Annotated in this window: 14 protein-coding genes, 1 tRNA gene and 3 pseudogenes; 13 read left to right on the plus strand and 5 right to left on the minus strand. The window is 43.4% G+C overall.

The window, feature by feature from the left end; translation table 11 throughout:
- Position 1: 1 nt before the first annotated feature.
- Positions 2 to 729 (plus strand): annotated as a pseudogene (locus APHWEB_RS03015) (P44/Msp2 family outer membrane protein); the annotation flags it as partial.
- 253 nt (positions 730 to 982) lie between these two features.
- Here the strand turns inward: APHWEB_RS03015 and APHWEB_RS03020 are convergent.
- The gene (locus APHWEB_RS03020) at positions 983 to 2,236 is read right to left on the minus strand and encodes an iron-containing alcohol dehydrogenase (protein WP_011451234.1); all 1,254 of its coding nucleotides are present in this window, start codon (positions 2,234 to 2,236) and stop codon (positions 983 to 985) included.
- Positions 2,237 to 2,462: 226 nt separating this feature from the next.
- Here APHWEB_RS03020 and APHWEB_RS03025 point away from each other — a divergent pair, with 226 nt between their 5' ends.
- The 8 genes and pseudogenes from APHWEB_RS03025 to APHWEB_RS03050 all read left to right on the plus strand — a co-directional run bounded on the left by APHWEB_RS03025 (position 2,463) and on the right by APHWEB_RS03050 (position 7,992).
- The gene (locus tag APHWEB_RS03025) at positions 2,463 to 3,212 is read left to right on the plus strand and encodes a F0F1 ATP synthase subunit A (RefSeq protein ID WP_080502917.1); all 750 of its coding nucleotides are present in this window, start codon (positions 2,463 to 2,465) and stop codon (positions 3,210 to 3,212) included.
- A gap of 204 nt (positions 3,213 to 3,416) precedes the next feature.
- Positions 3,417 to 3,641 (plus strand): F0F1 ATP synthase subunit C, encoded by a 225-nt coding sequence (locus APHWEB_RS03030; RefSeq protein WP_011451232.1) that lies wholly within the window; start codon positions 3,417 to 3,419, stop codon positions 3,639 to 3,641.
- 6 nt (positions 3,642 to 3,647) lie between these two features.
- Complete coding sequence (locus tag APHWEB_RS03035; protein WP_011451231.1) at positions 3,648 to 4,151, plus strand: ATP synthase subunit B family protein; 504 nt, start codon at positions 3,648 to 3,650, stop codon at positions 4,149 to 4,151.
- Complete coding sequence (locus tag APHWEB_RS03040; protein WP_011451230.1) at positions 4,148 to 4,639, plus strand: hypothetical protein; 492 nt, start codon at positions 4,148 to 4,150, stop codon at positions 4,637 to 4,639. The genes APHWEB_RS03035 and APHWEB_RS03040 overlap by 4 nt, the downstream gene beginning before the upstream one ends.
- A 1,739-nt stretch (positions 4,640 to 6,378) precedes the next feature.
- Positions 6,379 to 7,167, plus strand: a pseudogene (locus tag APHWEB_RS06900) (P44/Msp2 family outer membrane protein); the annotation flags it as partial.
- 137 nt (positions 7,168 to 7,304) lie between these two features.
- Entirely contained in the window at positions 7,305 to 7,451 is a 147-nt protein-coding gene (locus APHWEB_RS06025; RefSeq protein WP_080651081.1) for a P44/Msp2 family outer membrane protein, read from the plus strand.
- Between the two features lie 92 nt (positions 7,452 to 7,543).
- Entirely contained in the window at positions 7,544 to 7,672 is a 129-nt protein-coding gene (locus APHWEB_RS07080) for a hypothetical protein (RefSeq protein ID WP_329601247.1), read from the plus strand.
- Positions 7,630 to 7,992 carry a hypothetical protein gene (locus APHWEB_RS03050; protein ID WP_020849450.1) on the plus strand — a complete coding sequence of 121 codons (363 nt, stop codon included), beginning with the start codon at positions 7,630 to 7,632 and terminating at the stop codon, positions 7,990 to 7,992. The genes APHWEB_RS07080 and APHWEB_RS03050 overlap by 43 nt, the downstream gene beginning before the upstream one ends.
- A gap of 220 nt (positions 7,993 to 8,212) precedes the next feature.
- Here APHWEB_RS03050 and ftsA read toward each other — a convergent pair whose 3' ends face one another.
- A complete protein-coding gene (gene ftsA / locus APHWEB_RS03055; RefSeq protein ID WP_011451227.1) occupies positions 8,213 to 9,433 on the minus strand; it encodes a cell division protein FtsA in 1,221 nt (406 codons plus the stop codon).
- A gap of 111 nt (positions 9,434 to 9,544) precedes the next feature.
- Positions 9,545 to 11,032, minus strand: a complete 1,488-nt coding sequence (locus APHWEB_RS03060; RefSeq protein ID WP_020849112.1) for a TrkH family potassium uptake protein — start codon at positions 11,030 to 11,032, stop codon at positions 9,545 to 9,547.
- A 175-nt stretch (positions 11,033 to 11,207) separates the two neighbouring features.
- Between APHWEB_RS03060 and APHWEB_RS03065 the strand changes: the two genes are divergently transcribed.
- The 4 genes from APHWEB_RS03065 to secA all read left to right on the plus strand — a co-directional run bounded on the left by APHWEB_RS03065 (position 11,208) and on the right by secA (position 17,324).
- A tRNA-Ser gene (locus APHWEB_RS03065) sits at positions 11,208 to 11,292 on the plus strand.
- Positions 11,293 to 11,301: 9 nt separating this feature from the next.
- Complete coding sequence (gene tilS / locus APHWEB_RS03070; protein ID WP_044128622.1) at positions 11,302 to 12,681, plus strand: tRNA lysidine(34) synthetase TilS; 1,380 nt, start codon at positions 11,302 to 11,304, stop codon at positions 12,679 to 12,681.
- Positions 12,682 to 12,693: 12 nt separating this feature from the next.
- Complete coding sequence (gene ftsH, locus APHWEB_RS03075) at positions 12,694 to 14,529, plus strand: ATP-dependent zinc metalloprotease FtsH (RefSeq protein WP_011451224.1); 1,836 nt, start codon at positions 12,694 to 12,696, stop codon at positions 14,527 to 14,529.
- Between the two features lie 173 nt (positions 14,530 to 14,702).
- Complete coding sequence (gene secA / locus APHWEB_RS03080; RefSeq protein ID WP_011451223.1) at positions 14,703 to 17,324, plus strand: preprotein translocase subunit SecA; 2,622 nt, start codon at positions 14,703 to 14,705, stop codon at positions 17,322 to 17,324.
- 90 nt (positions 17,325 to 17,414) lie between these two features.
- Here secA and APHWEB_RS07145 read toward each other — a convergent pair whose 3' ends face one another.
- Positions 17,415 to 17,522, minus strand: coding sequence for a P44/Msp2 family outer membrane protein (locus tag APHWEB_RS07145; protein WP_080502940.1), 108 nt, complete (start codon positions 17,520 to 17,522; stop codon positions 17,415 to 17,417).
- A 211-nt stretch (positions 17,523 to 17,733) separates the two neighbouring features.
- A pseudogene (locus APHWEB_RS03085) lies at positions 17,734 to 18,423 on the minus strand (P44/Msp2 family outer membrane protein); the annotation flags it as partial.
- Between the last annotated feature and the right edge of the window lie 32 nt (positions 18,424 to 18,455).

The following is an 18,455-nucleotide window of genomic DNA, read 5'->3' on the forward strand; positions in this document are numbered from 1 at the left end:
CAAGACCAAGGGTATTAGAGATAGAGGAAGAGTATTATTAGAGAGAATGAAGTAGATACAGTATATCTACTAGCTAAGGAGTTAGCTTATGATGTTGTTACTGGGCAGACTGATAACCTTGCCGCTGCTCTTGCCAAGACCTCGGGGAAGGACTTTGTTCAGTTTGCTAAGGCCGTGGAGATTTCTAATTCCGGTATTGGTAAGAAGGTGTGTGAGACAAAGCGGAAGGATGGTGATACTACGAACAGGTTTGCAAAGTATATAGTTGGTGCGGGTGATAGTAGCAATGCTGGTACATCATTGTGTGGTGGTAAGAACCAAAAGAGTTCGGACACAGACACCGGGGTGGAGAAGGCTCAGGCTCTGCATGACTTTGTTTCTAACACATTGAGTGATGGTACTAAGAACTGGCCTACGTCGAGTGAAACGTCTAAATCGAATAACGACAACGCCAAAGCTGTAGCGGGAGACTTAACTAAGAAGCTCACCCCTGAAGAAAAAACCATAGTAGCAGGGTTACTAGCTAAGACTATTGAAGGTGGTGAGGTTGTTGAAATTAGGGCGGTTTCTTCTACTTCTGTGATGGTTAATGCTTGTTATGATCTTCTTAGTGAAGGTTTAGGCGTTGTTCCTTATGCTTGTGTTGGTCTCGGTGGTAACTTCGTGGGTGTTGTTGACGAGTACAGCACAATCCGTCCGTCTTTAACCCTATATGCCCGTAGAAAGTAACTAGGCAAAATTAGTGCTGCATCACTCACGAAGCCAACTATGATTCAGCCATTTACAAATACAGAGCGGGTCTGTACAGTGGCTTTACAATCTTACCTAACATGCAATAACATTCTATCTCATATATCCCCACAGACTTTATAAAGGTTATCTGTACTTCAAAGGAAGCTAAACTGTGTCAGATGCGGATGGTGTCTAGAACATCACTCCTAAGCTTGCTTATAGGTTAAAGGCTGGCTTGAGTTATCAGAACCTAAGAGATCGATATTCCTGCGTGGTGGGCTATGTCTAGAAATGTGAACCTGTCTCTAGTGGCAAAAGCCATGTTAGCTATCGAGTAGTATTGCTCTGTAGACCACCTAACGTGTTCTGGTTCTGTCGGGGCTTCCAGGTATTCTAGTATGCTGTACAAGTGTACATGGTCTATGACTTTGCCTTGAACCATTGCTGAAATCTTACACCACTGCTTCTCCATTATGTGGTTGAGGTGTTCTGCTTTTTCCGCGTCTATCCACTTCTTTGATAACGTCTTATAGAATTCATGTACATAGTGTTGGGCAAAATGCTGTAGTAAAGTATTCTTATCCAACAGGGTGGATCTTAAAAAGGGCCTATGACCATTGCATATGCTCTTCTGTAGCCTGGCCATGCACAAGGTAGAGACTCCTATTCTCTCTCCATGTAGAAAGCTGTGCTTGTCTAACAGCTCTGTTACTCCTGCTATAATGTGCTCGCCTTGACTAGCAGGTTGGCTGCTGCCCACTATTAGCATACCTATTCCCGACAATATCAAAGCCTGCATTAGTACCATTATTGTGGCGCTGTCTCTAAGCTTTAATCCCCGGTAATTCTCCAATAACTCTTGTGAGCTGGCTTCAGTAATAAGGAATGGCAACTCATTGTATGGTGTTCCTAACAATATGCTCGAGATAAGCCAATCGGCGCGGGCAGTAGACCGACATATAAAATCGGCAAATCCGCTATTTATCATCCTTTGCGGTGCATTAGTGAGCACGTCAACGTCTATATAAATTGCTTTTGGTAACTTTGCTGAAAGTGATTTTTTTATTCCATTGCCCATGGTAATAGAAGCGTTTGGTGATGTATACCCATTCATTGATGGCGCCGTGGGAAATGAAATATACTCCTTGCCTGTAATGAAACTTACGTACTTGCAGATGTCGTTTATAGAGCCACTGCCCAAGGCGATCAGAAAATCCGCATTCTTTGAAGCATTTTTTATGTCATTAACCAATTTTTCAGAGGCGTAATATTCTTCTTGAATGACATAGGAGTCAAAATGTTGAAGTACCGCTTTGTTCAATAGAGCTACAGTATTTGAATCTGCCACTATAAATCCGCGTCCCGCATACTTGGAGGCAATATCTGGAAGATCTGATAGTATGCCTCTATCAACGTATATAGAATGAGTAATATACTCGGAAATCTCAGAGTATCCCGCAGAATGGATTATAGGCAAGGCCGCATCAAGAAACTGAGTAGTCATAGCAAATAACTAAGCTCTATGCTGATAGTATACATGTGACCCAGAGACATGGCAAACTTGTGTAGGGTATGGCTGGATGTATCGTTACGATCTCTCATTTTCCGTGTGTTGAATATATACTACTACCCCAAGCAACAACATAGGACAGCATATCTTTCTTAATGATGCTATGAAAACACTCACAACCTGATTGACTACAAATTTGTTCTGCACGATACTGTAGCATATAACAAATTTTGGATATAGCTTGAGTCCGCTAGAGCAGTTTAAAGTGGTTAGGTTGCTTGAGATTCCAATGCCGTTCGGAATGGATATAAGCTTTACTAATTGCGCGCTTTTCATGATTCTGGCATCGCTGGTTTCTGCGGTGCTGCTGTGTTGTGCACTACGCAAGAGGACTGATGGGTCTTCGAGTATGTCGCATACTGCAGTTGAGTTGATTTACAACTTCGTTGTGGGTGCTATAGAGAGTAATGCAGGGGTTGGTGGTCTCCGGTATATACCTTTCGTTCTTAGCATATTCCTATTTGTGTTGGCGTGTAATATTATAGGTATTCTGCCGCTTGGTTTTACCGCAACAAGTCATGTCTCTGTTACGTTGGCTTTGTCTGTGGTTGTTTGCGCAAGCGTGACGGTACTTGGGTTTAATCACCAAGGGTTACATTTTTTGAGGATTTTTCTTCCAGAGGGTACTCCCCTGTGGTTGGCGCCTATGATGGTATTTATAAAGCTGTTTGCGTATTTGGCTAGGCCTGTGAGTTTGGCGATACGGTTAGCTGCTAACATGATCGCTGGTCACACTATCATTGCAGTTATTGCAGAATTTGTTCTGAAAATGCATCCAGTATTAGCGCCGTTGCCGTTCGCGTTCATAATGGTGCTAATAGCGTTTGAGATTTTTGTTGCGATTTTGCAAGCGTATATATTTACGGTCTTGACTACTGTATACCTTTCTGATGCAGTTGCAGGGCACTAGGTGAAGTGTGAATTCTGGGTAGAATAATTCACTATTGGTTGGCGGGAGCTACTTGGAGTGTGTTTTATGTGGCCTGTAGTTTTGAAATCTTAGTATAGGCTGTGCGTCTTGGGTTCTCATTGGGGTTGGGAGGCTAATTACTCATTGACTTCACATAGCTAGTTCTTATAATTCATAAGGTTGAAATTTGCACTGGTGGTGGTTATGGACTCACTTAGGTTTTTGGCTGTGGGGTTAAGCGTTCTTGGTATGGTGGCATCTGCTTTAGGTGTAGCTGCTGTTTTCTCTGCTATGCTTAATGGTATTGCGCGTAATCCGGAAACGGAAGAAAAGCTCAAAAAGTATGTTTATACTGGCGCTGCGTTGGTGGAAGCTATGGGGCTATTCTCCTTCCTTCTTGCTTTGTTGTTGATATTTGTTGCTGGCTAGTTAGTCATGGATGTAGTACCGCAGCTAGATTTTTCGGTCTATCCTTCGCAGATTTTTTGGTTTGTTTGTTCGTTCCTGCTGCTCTATGTTGTAGTAAGGTGTGTTGTTGTTCCGAAGGTCGAGTCTATTATCAGTAGCAGGTTGGTGGAGCATAATGGTGCTCTCGGTGTCTCTCTTGAGTCTTGTGATTTTCTTCAAGATAAGCTTGTAAAGCAGATGGTAGTGCTTGAGGCTGCGCAACAGCGTGCTCGAGAGCTGGAGCAGAAGGTGGTTAGTGACCTTGGAAATGCTGTTGAGCTAGCTAAGGAGCTCCTGAAATCAGGGGTCAATGAGATGCTCACTGAGGTTGATGAGCGATTGGAATCTCTGAAGCGTGAAAAGAAGGAAGAGTTGATCTCGTTGTCTATAGATGTTGCGTCGATGTATTGTGCAAAAGTCAGTGGTGTTGGAAGGGTCAAGAAGAGTAGAATAAGGGAGTTAGTTACGGGAATATACGAGAAGAGGTTATGATAAGTGCGCACATAATTGTGGATCTTGCTTTTTGTGTGGGGTTTGCATTGGCTTTTAATCCGGTGCGTAAATTCACAAAAAAGTTCCTTGCTAAGCGTGCTTGTGGGGTAGAGGGGCCGGTTCGGAAGTCGGTGATGTTAGCGGGTAAGTTGGATGCTTTGGTATCCGGTGCGTCACGTGGAGATGCGGAGGTGGATCGGGTCATTTCTGAAATGATCCGGGAAACGGAAGGGCGGTGTCAGGACATCCTGGAGAAGGGAAAGAGGGAGATAGAAGCTCTATTAGAAGATTATATTCATGTAGCGACCGGTAAGCTTGAGCTCAGAATAGAGAGCTTTATTAGGACTTTGCGTGTATCTGCTGTGGAGACTGCGGCTAGTGCAGCATTTACTCTGATGAAAGAAGAGCTGGAAAATGGCAAGGTAGATGCTGGAGAGGCTGTTAGCGCTTCGGAGCAAGATGGCGTTGCGTCGAAGAAGTTGCATTAGTGCGCCATGTATCATTGGCTTGACGCTGGGTATTAACTAGGCCATTGAGCATTTAGTAGTGTGGTGTGTAGTGGTTCTTGACCTGTGTGGGTGGGTTTTTCGCCTATAACTTCCAGTTGTTGTAAGTTTTTCGCGGTATGTAGAGATGATAACTCTCGCTATGTACCGAGGGGCTAGTGTTTTTGCTGTGATAGTTATTGTGGTGCTCGAGTGGGTTGGCTGTTAGCTGATGGTAGGTTTATTGTCACATAAATGAAGGCTAAGGTAGCTCCGCCATTTATGTGAAGTCGCAATAGTTGGAAACATGTGCATAAGAAGTATAGCGGTGCTGATAAAGTAAGTCTGAAGTAGAAAAAGAGGGCTAAGGGCTCTTCTTTTAGGTAAAAACCTTAAAAAACGGATCTCGCGCCAAATTCACCGTCAACATAACCCATGCTGAAGTTAACAATAGCGATATTATTAATACGTCCCGCGCGGGGCTAGTATCATCTACAAGGCATTGAGGGGGCTTCGGTTGCTGCTTGGGTCTCTAGGCTATTTGGAGAAGTATGTAGTTGTCAGATATATCATTTGTGGGTTATAAGAGATGTTTTAGGCTTTGTTTTTGAGAAATTACAATACTCTGGCTGGTGCCATAACGTGACATCTAGTAATTGTTTTATTCCATGGATTTGTCTGTTGTTTTTGGGTGCTTCTTATTACATCTTCTAGGTATAGTCCATATGCCTTTTATGGGAGAGCATGTTTTCGTTGTTTTAGATTCCGTTGCTTATGCTTAGTACATACTAATTCACAGCAGGTTCACACAAACAGAACGCTTTTGCTTATAGAAGATGGTATATGTTAGGGGAGCAGCTTGTCTTCTTGTATATTTATGAACATGTGGTTTTGCTCTGCAAGAAAAACAGCGGATGTATAGATTGAAGAAAGGAAGTAAGGAATTACTACTGCTTTAGACAAATACATTAAACCGGGTGCTTATTAAGGGATAATCCGGTCCATCATGGTGCTTAAAAGGAGCTAAAAGCGTGTAGTAGTCTAGAAAGTTTGAGGAGAGATTCTTAGGCTTACTACTGAAACAGACTGCTGTTGCTGCTTGTTTTAGAGTGTTTACGAGCGTTGCATTTATTTGGTATCCTGTAAGTGGTTGATATGGGTATCTGTATAGTCATTTTGAGCACTATGCAGCTATCGAGAGTCATCTCCTTCAAGAAAAATCCAATTTACCTTGAGTACTATATCTGGTTCGTATTGCAGGTTTTTTATTGTTTTTACCACAAGTTTTATTATTGGTTATCATGCTTTATATTCCAGGTTACACATCAATAGCGAACCCTGGATTTATTATTAGATAAATTCAGGAGATAGGTTATCCAGTAATCTATTATTGGATAAGAACATAGGGTGCATTGCTTTGAGAACGAGGCGCACATGCGATCAGGAATTCGTCTAAACCAATGCTCATTACATGCTGCAATAGTTTTTAGCTATTTACCTCGAGATATATTGCATTGCGACAGTATTATTAGAAAAAGATGAAGCTGATTCTGTGATGGCGCTTGAACTTTGTGTGTGCTGGTTATTTTTGAGGTATTGGGAAGTTATCCCGCAAGGATATAACTTCAATACTGCATTGTAAGGATATTGTTCCATTGCGAATACACTGGGAAGTATGTCAGTGACCTACGAATCGCTAGCTATACCAGGGGCTTATGCAATAACTCTTATTATTAAAAAGGAAGACCAAGGGTATTAGAGATAGTGGTAGTAAGGAAGATGAAGCTGATACAGTATATCTACTAGCTAAGGAGTTAGCTTATGATGTTGTTACTGGACAAACTGATAAGCTTACCGCTGCTCTTGCCAAAACCTCAGGTAAGGACATCGTTCAGTTTGCCAATGCTCTTGGAATTGCTCATTCTAAGATCGATGGGAAGGTTTGTAGTGGGAAGCATGCTGCGTTGGTACCGAACAAGGGTAAGGACTATGATGCCGACGCGAAGGAAAGTAACACGAATGCGCACAAGACGGCGCAGTGTAGCGGACTGGCAGACTCAGCTGCGACGGGGCCTAAATCGTTCAGTGGCTTTGTTGGGGCTGTGAAGGTAGGAGAAGGGAAAAACTGGCCGACGGGTAGAGCTGCATCCGCGACAAGCAACGAAACCGTTGTTGGGCCTACTAATAGCAACGCGACAGCTGTAGCTAAAGACCTAGTAGCTCTTAATAGTGACGAAAAAACCATAGTAGCAGGGTTACTAGCTAAAACTATTGAAGGCGGTGAGGTTGTTGAGATCAGGGCGGTTTCTTCTACTTCTGTGATGGTTAATGCTTGTTATGATCTTCTTAGTGAAGGTTTAGGTGTTGTTCCTTATGCTTGTGTTGGTCTTGGCGGTAACTTCGTGGGCGTTGTTGATGGGCATATCACAATCCGTTGGGCTTCGACCCTATATGCTCACAGCAAGTCACTAGGCAAAATTGGAGCTGCATCACTCCGAAACAGACTACGATCAGCGATTCTCCATACCTAGTAGATCAGTACAGTGGCTTTATACTCTTACCCAGCATGAAATACTTGCTATCTAAGAATCTCCTCTAAAACTTTCCAGAGGTTATCTGTACTTCGAGAGGAAGCTAATCTGCGACTAATACGGATGGTGTTTATAATATCACTCCTAAACTTGCTTATAGGTTAAAAGCTGGGTTGAGTTATCAGCTTTCTCATGAAATCTCGGCTTTTGCGGGTGGCTTCTACCATCGTGTTGTTGGTGATGGTGTTTATGATGATCTTCCGGCTCAACTACCTACAAATTGATAGGTACACTAAAAGCCCACGTAATAACTCTCATTATTAAAATGAGGAAGATGAAGCAGATACAGTATATCTACTAGCTAAGGAGTTAGCTTATGATGTTGTTACTGGGCAGACTGATAACCTTGCTGCTGCTCTTGCCAAAACCTCGGGGAAGGACATCGTTCAGTTTGCTAAGGCCGTGGAGATTTCTCATTCCGAGATTGATAAGAAAGTTTGCGTGACATCCGGCGGTAAGAAGTATGGAGGCTCGACAAGCAGTGATGGGACTGAGAAACATTGTGGGGAAGGAACCTCAAGCAGTGGCGTAGGAGATGGGCAGCTCAAGGGTTTTAGGGCTGCCGTGTTGGAGCTAGGAAAAGGGTGGCCTGGTTCGGGGAAGGCGAGTGCTGATCATGACGACAACGCGAAGAAGGTATCTTCGGACCTCGTAGCTCTTAATAGTGACGAAAAAACCATAGTAGCAGGGCTACTAGCTAAAACTATTGAAGGGGGAGAAGTTGTTGAAATCAGAGCGGTTTCTTCTATCTTCATAAGAATATGAGATGAGTGACGATCACCTTTTCCATAGTTCGCTTTGGATATGCCAGTTATTTTCTGAGATGCTTGGAAGTTACACCTATGAGATCTCTCAATATATAACTGTAATACTACACTAACATCTTTCCTGACTTTAATCCGAGGGTATCTTCTTGTATGAAATAACTGCAGAACAAGATAATGATCTTTATAACCTGGGTTCAGGACATGCTTGGGTTTAATGCCTATGCCTCAACTTTGGTAATTATCCAGCGTAGGACCTTCTCCAAGCTGCCCGGATGATGAGAATTGTTTTTTGTACATTGTCTCTTATAAAATGTACGTGCTATAAGCATAGCAGAACCTACAGCTGCTGACATTTCAGGCTTGCCTACATATTCCGGCCACATACCCTTAAGATTAATAGGAGTTCCAACTCTGACTTGCCGGTTAAGTATAGAACTAGCTACCTTTTCTATTCCCAGCAATTTGCTGCATCCTCCAGTGATGACAACCTTACTTACTACATTCCGATGCTCATCTACCCGGCTTTTTACAAACTCTAAGATCTCCTCAACTCTTGGACGAATGATGCTAGCAATGTCTGCTCTCGTAACACATTTCAACTCTCCATCTACATCGCATATCTCAATCGGATAATCGTCGTCCGATGAGAAAAGCATCGTGCTGCCGTGCGTGACCTTTATGCTCTCCGCATCTTTTAAGCTTACACATAGTCCATAAGAAACATCACGCGTTATGTGATGCCCACCAAATGGAATGCAATCTGCGTGTTCGTACTTCCCCTTATAGAAAAACCCCATGGAAGTGTAATTGCTTCCCATGTCGATGACCAAAGTACCCAACTCCCGCTCATCGTCAGTCATGCAAGCTAATCCCGACGCATACGACTCCGCTACGCACCCACCCATCATTAAATTGTTGCTAGTTATGCATTGCTCAATGTTCACCAACGCCAACTTTGATACCGTGACAGCATGTACATCTGCACGCAGTTTACTGCCATACAGACCTTCCAGTTCTGTGATGTTACTTAAATTGTCCAAATGATATGCCATCGGAACATTGTGAATTGCTATGTCTTCACCAGAAAACTTTTCGTAGGTTTGTAACATGATCCTTCTAATGTCACGCTCAGAGATCTCATGAACATTTGACAATACTTCGTTAGAGATGTTGGATGATTTTACCCCGCAGCCTGATACAGTGACGTATACTTGACTTATAGTTTGTGCTGAAACTTGTTCCGCAAGATCAATACTAGACAGCACCGAGCATCCTGCGCTTTGTTTATTAACTATTGCACCGCCGTTAATGCCTTCCGAAGGCTTGTAGCCCACTCCTATAACTTCTGGTACACCTTCGTCGTTTACTTTGACCGCAAGACACACTACCTTCGTGCTTCCCATGTCGAGAACAGCGAATACACTCCTTCTGGGTGCCATAATAACAGCAGAATGCAACAACCTACTTGACCCTCTATTCGAACGATACTATAAGACAAGATAATGGGATTACTAGCCCAGTACATCTTATATAGCCATCTGGACCAAGCATCAAGTTTTTTCACACGCGGCCTGCATACTCTTCACGCGGTGAATACCAATCCGTAACATTGTGGATAGTAACACTATGACTGGAACTATTTCTAGCCTGCCCAAAAGCATAAGAGCTGTTAGCAAAAGCTTCGTTCCTTCAGTTAGCAAAGAAAAATCACCTTCTGGCCCCACTACTGCTCCAACTCCTATACCAGTATTCGATAGCGTGCTAGAGACTGCTGTAATAGCTGTAGTTAAATCATACCCCAACCAAGAAGTACATAAGCACGCTAGTATAAACACAAACAAGTATAAGAACAGGATATATCCTGCCTCATTGCGTACATTATCTGGGATATGTATGTTCTTAGTTTCTGAACATCCTCTTAGCAAAATATTTCGAATGTTATCGTATGCACTGATGGCTAAAATTTGCAATCTCAACACCTTGAGGCCACTATTCGTCGAGCCGGCGCATCCGCCACACAAGGTAAGCATAGTTACTAAAATCACCATAAAAGAACAATCGCTGAAATCGCCTATACTGTATCCAGTAGACGTACTTAGCGAAACTACGGTGAATACTGTAAACCTAAACGCACTCCAATATCCATCTGTATTGGCATAGTTTTGAAATTGAACGGTACTCAACAAAACGCTCGCTGTAAGTATTCCCATATACAGCAAGAACTGAGAGTTTTTAAACCTCCTCTCGAACACAATATGTATATATGCAACAAACGGACAAGAAGATAGCAGCATGAAGACTATTGCCACTATCTCTATCTTCACATTATCAAAGTGCTTGAGTGAATCATCGTAATTGGAGAAACCTCCCGTGGAAACGGTAGTCATTGCGTGGCATATTGCGTCAAACATCGACATGCCAACAATATTGTAGGACGCGTAGCACAAAATCATTAGTAGAATGTATATTGCTGTAACATACAAGACTGTTCTCACAACTCCAGATTTACATTCGCGACCAAGTGCTTCTGTGTTGTAGATTTCTCTTAATCCTGCCATTTTAAGATTGGGTAACAGGAATATACCAATCGTGATTACACCCAATCCCCCCATAGCATTCAACATGGCCCGCCATAACAAGACACCATGAGATTTCTGGCTTAAGTTGCTCATCACCGTCGCACCTGTGGTTGTAAGGCCAGACATTGCCTCAAACACTGCCCCCACATAGGACAGCTTAGTAGTATCTGCTAATACAAAGGGCACTGCAGCAACTAATGTGAGTGCAATCCACACAGAGCAAGCGAGGTATATAGCTTCTGTACCCCTGATAGAACGCGGTCTTTTGCCGTTCAAAATACACAATACACCAGCGCTTGATGCAATAGCAAACGCGCCCGCAAACCCTACCCAGTCGGTGCTACCAGTCAAAAAGCTCACTGTCATTGGTATTAGTAGAAATGCCGCCATCAACGCTGTGAACATCCCCGTGATGAAAGCTACTGAGCCCACGCATAAGCCGCTTTTCCTAACTTTCATACCACTACACCGCTAGCTATAATAACCGGGTCGATAACAATGCTACTTATAGCAAATCCTGCCACGCTGTTCTTAACACAGGCTTGATAGAAGGCAAGAGCTTTCTAAACGTTCTATAAATTGTGATACCGCACTATTGTACAAATATTGCCTTTTCTGCTAGAATCCAACCCGGGGAGAGATGGCTGAGTGGTCGAAAGCGCACGCCTGGAAAGTGTGTACACAGCAATGTGTCGGGGGTTCGAATCCCCCTCTTTCCGTATTTTGGGATGTCTGTGGGATTTGAATCTAGCTCTTTCCGTAAGTTGCGCGATATCGTTCCCAATGCACAGTATGCTGTTGCTGTCTCAGGTGGTGTAGATAGCATGACGCTTATGCGTCTTGTCGCGCTATTTCATAAGAGTTCAGCATCTGTTGGTTCGCCGACTATTCTTACCGTAAACCATGGGTTTAGACCTGAAGCTAGAAATGAAGTTAGCTTCGTGCACGAGCAAGCCACTATGCTAGGGCTGGAGTGTCACATGCTGCACTGGGAGAACCCTATTCGAAAAAAGTCTCAAGTTGTTGCTAGAAATATACGGTACCAATTGTTGCTGCAATGGTGCTCTGCACATAACGTGAAGGTTCTTCTTACAGCGCATACGAAAAATGATCAGGCAGAAACAGTATTAATCCGCTTAGAGAGAGGTAGTGGCATAGATGGGCTTGCTGGTATAAGGGAGCGCTCTGTGATTGGGGATGTGACAATTATTAGACCTTTGCTAGATTTTACACGTCGGGAAATACAAGAATATGCTATTCAACATCAGCAACCATGGATTGAAGACCCTAGCAATAGTGACCCAAAATACAGACGAACTTTTTACCGGAACTTTATAAATAACTGCAAGCATCCGGAGATACTGATAAGCAGGCTAAGCAGCACAGCTCTGCATATGCAGCGGTCCTTAAGCTGTATCTTACACTATGTACAGAATGCTTTGGACAGCTGTTTGGAATTTACTCCCTTCGGATACGTAGTAATCAAGCACGATGTTTTTCGTAATTTGCAGGATGAGATCGCCAGCAGGTTGTTTCTGCTTCTCATCATGACTATTGGCAACAAACCTTTGAAGCCCAGGTTTTCTAAGTTCTCTTCTGCGCTCTCTAAGGTACGTTCTACTGCTGGTTTTGCTTCTTTTACCTTGCATGGCTGTATGATACTCAAGACGTGTGATAGTAACATTATTGTTGCTAGGGAAGTATCCAGTATAGTCCCTAAAACTTATTTGCACGGTGAGACACGTCTACTGTGGGACTCTAGATTTGAGTTACATATTGAATTCTCAGATTGCTTTGACACGTCTTTACCTTCTACCTCTGAGATGTCGGAAAAACAGGAATCCACGTGTGGTAGTGTAACAGAACGCAAGGCTGCTTCTGCGATGCAGGTATGCATCAGCCCGCTAGATTCTAATCCTATACCGGAGCATTTGCGGGGTATAAACAAATATGTAGTACAAGGGTTGCCTGTGTTGATCTGCGGGGATAAAGTTCTTGCCTACCCGTTGCAAAAGCATAATATAAATGGTGTCCCTGTCGTTAGCATAGAGAGGGTCTTGCTAAAGGAGAGGATGATGAACCTAATTTGTAATCAGCTAGATCAATAGAGGTCGCTTATCGTGAACTTTAGGAGAGTGGTCGAGGGCTTAATTGTGTGGTCCGCAGTGATCGCACTTGCTGCTATGCTATATGCCCATTTTGGTGACAGGATAATAGGAAGTAAGGAAGTTTCTATACCTTTTTCCGAGTTTTTGGTAAGGCTGGAAGATGGTAGTGTTGAGAGTGTAAGCATTACTGAGCACGAAATTTCCGGAAAATTTCACAATGGTGTTAAGTTTCGCACCCATGGGGTAGTTTATGATGGCCTGATTAAGACCATGCATGCTCAGAAGGTAATGTTTGAGTTTGTTTCAGAAGTAACCTTACTGAGTGTCATTGGTAGCTTATTCGTTTCGTGCCTGCCCATGCTATCTTTGGTGGTGATTTGGTGCCTTTTTCTCAAGCAGATGCAACTGGGTGGGAATCGAACCATGGGCTTCAGTAAGTCTCGCGCTCGTTTAATGACTGATAGCCGCGGAAAGGTAACGTTTGATGACGTAGCGGGTATAGAAGAAGCAAAAGAGGAGTTAATAGAGATAGTTGACTTCTTAAAGCATCGCCAGAAGTTTACAAAGCTTGGTGGTAAAATTCCCAAGGGATGCTTACTTATAGGGTCTCCGGGTACCGGTAAAACCTTATTAGCCAGGGCTATAGCTGGTGAGGCAAATGTGCCGTTTTTTAGCATATCGGGTTCCGATTTTGTGGAGATGTTTGTTGGTGTGGGTGCCAGCAGGGTGCGTGATATGTTTGAGCAGGGTAAGAAGCATGCTCCTTGTATAATTTTTGTAGATGAGATAGACGCAGTAGGCCGTCACCGGGGCATTGGTCTTGGGGGAGGTAATGATGAGCGTGAGCAAACGCTGAATCAGCTGCTAGTAGAAATGGATGGCTTCGAGTCAAATGAAGGAGTTGTGATTATAGCTGCGACGAACCGTCCTGATGTGCTAGATCCTGCACTATTGAGGCCTGGGAGGTTTGATAGGCAGGTGACTATATCGATTCCTGATATCAATGGTAGAGAGAAAATAATAGCTGTGCATGCGAAAAAGGTTCCGTTAGCTCCTGATGTTGATTTGAGAGTTATAGCTAGAGGAACACCGGGGTTTTCGGGAGCTGATTTGGCTAATCTGGTGAATGAGGCTGCGTTAATAGCTGCGCGGTTGGATAAAAAGATCGTCACTATGTGTGATTTTGAGTACGCACGCGACAAGGTTATGATGGGTGCTGAAAGAAAGTCCATGGTCATGCGTGAAGAGGAGCGTAGGCTGACTGCATATCATGAAGCGGGGCATGCTGTAGTGGCTTTTCACAATCCAGCATCTGATCCAATACACAAGGCGACCATAATACCACGTGGTAGATCTTTGGGGTTGGTGATGAGGTTGCCTGAAACAGATAGGGTATCCCACACTAGGGAGAAGATGCTTGCGGATCTGACGGTTGCTATGGGTGGTCGGGCTGCTGAAGAGTTGATATTCGGATATAATAAAGTTACGAGCGGGGCTTCCTCTGATATAAAGCAGGCTACAGATCTCGCAAAGTCCATGGTTATGAAGTGGGGTATGAGCGATAGTGTAGGGCCGTTGTATCATAGTGATGAAGCCCATGAGCGCATCTCTACAAATTTGGCAAATTTGATAGATGATGAGGTAAAGTCGATCGTATCTACGGCTTTGGCTGAAGCAAAGGATGTTTTAACAAAGCATTCGGATGCATTACACGCGATTGCTGCGAACCTTCTTGAGTTTGAAACTCTTACGGGAGATGATATTGCTGATATCATTGCTGGTAAGAAGTTAGAAAAGGACGGAGGTATCAGTACTCGTCCTCTGAAGCGGTCTGTTGTACCTAATTAGCATCACATTAATGTAATTTGTTGACTGGGTAAATATACAGTTAATGCGTTTTGCGTTGTTCTGTGTCGAGCTTAAAATTGCGGTAGAAGTGCAGTTGATTACCGAGTCAATTCTGTTGTGCTTTTGAAGACTTGAGCATATAATTCACCCTCCGATATTCTTGAGTCGTGCTTATGTTGAGTATAGCGAAGCGTGTATTCTGGCCTTATAGTAGCAGAGCTAAGGGTGCTTCTGTACATAAGATAGTAAAAAGTATCAACGCGCTGGAAGGGGAGATGGCGGCCCTTTCATCTGAAGCCCTTTTTGGAAAGACCGGTGAGTTTCGGAAAATGTTGTCTGAGGGCACTGTTACGCTGGATGATCTTCTTGTGCCGGCGTTTGCTGTTGTGCGTGAGGCTTCGCGTAGGGTGTTGGACATGCGTCACTTCGATGTGCAGCTCATAGGGGGCATTGCATTGCACAGGGGCATGATTGCTGAGATGAAAACTGGTGAGGGGAAAACGCTGGTTGCAACGCTTGCAGCATATCTAAATGCTCTTGAAAGTAAGGGAGTGCACGTAGTTACTGTGAATGACTACTTGGCGGAGCGTGACTCAGAGTGGATGGGGAAGTTGTATAGTGCTCTGGGTATAAGTGTAGGTTGTATCACTAGCAGTTCGTCTGATGAGGCGCGGAAGGCTGCATATAATTGTGATATTTTGTACTCTACTAATAACGAACTGGGTTTTGATTATCTGCGTGATAACATGAAATTCAGTAGGGAAAATATGGTTCAACGTGGCTACAACTACGCTATCGTTGATGAGGTTGACTCCATATTGATAGATGAGTCGAGAACTCCACTCATAATATCGGGTCCGGTAGAGCGCGACAGCTCGTTATATGGAAAGGTAGATGCTCTTGTAAGAGATTTAGAGCAGGAAGATTATGACATTGATGAAAAGAGTAAGACGGCATTTTTAACTGAAGATGGTGCTCTTAAAGTTGAGCAGTTATTGATATCGCACCAGTTAATCCCTGAGGGTTCTTCGCTATACAGCGCGGAGAATATTATTATGATGCACTATGTAGGGCAAGCTTTGCGGGCTCATAAGCTGTACTTTGCGGATAAGGACTACATCGTAAAAAACGGTAGTGTCGTAATAATTGATGAGTTTACCGGTCGTATGATGGATGGTCGGCGTTATTCTGACGGGTTGCATCAGGCCTTGGAAGCAAAGGAGGGTGTGCGTATTAATAATGAGAACCAAACTCTTGCGTCTACGACATTCCAGAATTACTTCCGCATGTACAAAAGGTTATCTGGTATGACAGGTACTGCTGAGACGGAAGCTGATGAATTTCTTGGAACGTATAATTTACAAGTTATGCAGATTCCAACCAATGTGCCAGTGCAGCGTGTTGATCTTGATGATGACATATACTGCACTGAGGAAGAAAAATATGAAGCGGTTATAGATTTCATTATTGAGTGTCACAAGAGAAAGCAACCTACGCTTGTAGGCACTATAAGCATTGAGAAATCTGAGCTTCTCTCAAAGTTACTCACGATGCGTGGTATAAAGCATTCCGTACTTAATGCACGATACCATGAAAAAGAAGCTTACATAATAGCACAGGCGGGGAAGCCGGGTGCCGTGACTATAGCAACTAATATGGCGGGGCGTGGTACTGATATTAAGCTTGGTGGAAACCCTGAGATGTTGGCCAGAAATGAGCTTGCAGGGATTACAGACGAGGAAGAGAGGGCGAAGAGGATAAATAAGATTATCGAGCAAGCGAAGCATGATAAAGAGATTGTAATGCAGGCAGGTGGGCTTTGTATTATAGGGACTGAGAGGCACGAAAGTAGGCGTATTGATAATCAATTACGCGGGCGGTCTGGTAGACAGGGTGATCCTGGCTTGTCGAAGTTCTTTCTTTCGTTAGAAGATGGTTTGCTGCGTATTTTTGGCTCTGACAAGGTACGAGGCATGTTGAAGCGTCTTGGAATGAAGAGGGGTGAAGCTATACAGCATAAATGGATTAATAGGGCCATTGAGCGTGCGCAGAAAAAGGTAGAGGCGAGAAATTACGACATTAGGAAATCGCTACTCAGGTTTGACGATGTAATCAATGAGCAGCGCAAGGTAATATTTGCGCAAAGGAATCAGATTCTCGATAGAGAGACATATGATTTGGTGCCCTTTTACAGTAATCTTAACTGTGATATCGTATCGCGCATTATCAAAGAGAAGTATTGCGATTTAGGGCATAGAGAAACTGCTGAAGAGTTATCCGCAGAGGTTACCAGGATATATGGCATAGAGCTTGATATAGGTGCTCTATCAGCTCTCGAGACAAGGGAGGAGGTTATAGCATATTTGGATAAGGTTGCAGATGATCTTCTGAAGAAAAAAGCAGATGGGTTTGTGCATAAGGATGAGAATCTGTGGGATTTTGCGGCGAGGCGCGTGCTAATTACTTCGTTAGACCATCTATGGACTGATCATCTAGCGGCTTTGGATAGTCTTAAATGCGGGATAAATTTGAGGTCTGTTGGTCAGAAAGATCCGCTTAATGAATTTAAGATTGAGGCTTTCTATCTACTTGAAAAAATGCTTTCTCGATTTTATGAGATGGTAATCCAAAAGCTTGCTCATATTGAGTTGGAAGTGCAGCAACAACCTGATGATGGAATGATTAATTTAAATAACTCAACAAGTCAGTTATTTGGTGGCATAGCGCGCAATGACAGATGTCCTTGTGGTTCTGGGAAAAAGTTCAAACATTGTCACGGGATGATCAAGGTATAACTGTGAGAAGCTGTTCTATGGTTCTGGCTAGTAATCTAGCCACATGAGGCCAATATTCTCAAAGTTAACCATGGCATAGGTTGGAGAAACTCATCTGCGATTCTTAAGCAGGTAGAAACCTCCAGCAAAAGCCGAGATTTCAGGAGAGAGCTGATAACTCAACCCAGCCTTTAATCTATAAGCAAGCTTAGAAGTTATGTTCTAAACACTATCCGCATAAGACACAGATTAGCTTCCCTCGAAGTACAGATAACCTTTATGAAGTCCGTGGGGAGATCATGAGATAGAATGTTATGCATGCTAGGTAAGATTATAAAGCCACTGTACAGACCTGCTAAGTCTGGCAAATCGCTGATCGTAGTTTGTTTTGAAGTGATGTAGCACTGATTTGCCTAGAGACATTTTGGGATCATACAGGGGCAGAGAGTGAGTGGTTTGTGATATGCCCATCAACAACGCCCACAAAGTTACCGCCTAAACCAACACAAGCATAAGGAACAACGCCTAAACCTTCACTAAGAAGATCATAACAAGCATTAACCATTACGGAAGTAGAAGAAACCGCCCTGATCTCAACAACTTCACCCCCTTCAATAGTCTTAGCTAGTAACCCTGCTACTATCGTTTTTTCTTCAGGATTAAGCGCTACTAGGTCTGTAGCTACGGCTTTGGCGTTGCTATTTTGTGAGTTTGCAACACCAGCACTTCCGGTAGAATAACTCCCCGTAGGCCAATGTGTCCCATCTTGTAGTTTTACAGCTTCAACAAAGGTACTAAACTTGTTTTCCCCCGGACTAGCTAATCCACTGCACTGTGTAGTATTAGCATCAGCGCTGGACGTAAGGTTTGTGTCGAATTTAGTAGCACTATCCGTCCCCTTCATATGACTCTTGGTACAAACCTTCCCATCAATGGTAGGGTGGGAAATTCCAACAGCCTTAGCAAACTGAACGATGTCCTTACCTGAGGTTTTGGCCAGAGCAGCAGCAAGGTTATCAGTCTGCCCAGAAACAACATCATAAGCTAACTCCTTAGCTAGTAGATATACTGTATCAGCTTCATCTTCCTTACTTCCACTATCTCTAATACCCTTGGTCTTGTTTTAATAATAAAAGTTATTGCGTATACTTT

Source organism: Anaplasma phagocytophilum str. Webster, assembly GCF_000964685.1.
Taxonomy (GTDB): domain Bacteria; phylum Pseudomonadota; class Alphaproteobacteria; order Rickettsiales; family Anaplasmataceae; genus Anaplasma; species Anaplasma phagocytophilum.

Coding starts and splice junctions, on each gene's coding strand:
- APHWEB_RS03020 (WP_011451234.1), bottom strand. CDS start 2,236: ATGACTACTCAGTTTCTTGATGCGGCCTTGCCTATAATCCATTCTGCG.
- APHWEB_RS03030 (WP_011451232.1), top strand. CDS start 3,417: ATGGACTCACTTAGGTTTTTGGCTGTGGGGTTAAGCGTTCTTGGTATG.
- APHWEB_RS03035 (WP_011451231.1), top strand. CDS start 3,648: ATGGATGTAGTACCGCAGCTAGATTTTTCGGTCTATCCTTCGCAGATT.
- APHWEB_RS03040 (WP_011451230.1), top strand. CDS start 4,148: ATGATAAGTGCGCACATAATTGTGGATCTTGCTTTTTGTGTGGGGTTT.
- APHWEB_RS07080 (WP_329601247.1), top strand. CDS start 7,544: ATGATGTTGTTACTGGGCAGACTGATAACCTTGCTGCTGCTCTTGCCA.
- ftsA (WP_011451227.1), bottom strand. CDS start 9,433: ATGGCACCCAGAAGGAGTGTATTCGCTGTTCTCGACATGGGAAGCACG.
- APHWEB_RS03060 (WP_020849112.1), bottom strand. CDS start 11,032: ATGAAAGTTAGGAAAAGCGGCTTATGCGTGGGCTCAGTAGCTTTCATC.
- tilS (WP_044128622.1), top strand. CDS start 11,302: ATGTCTGTGGGATTTGAATCTAGCTCTTTCCGTAAGTTGCGCGATATC.
- secA (WP_011451223.1), top strand. CDS start 14,703: ATGTTGAGTATAGCGAAGCGTGTATTCTGGCCTTATAGTAGCAGAGCT.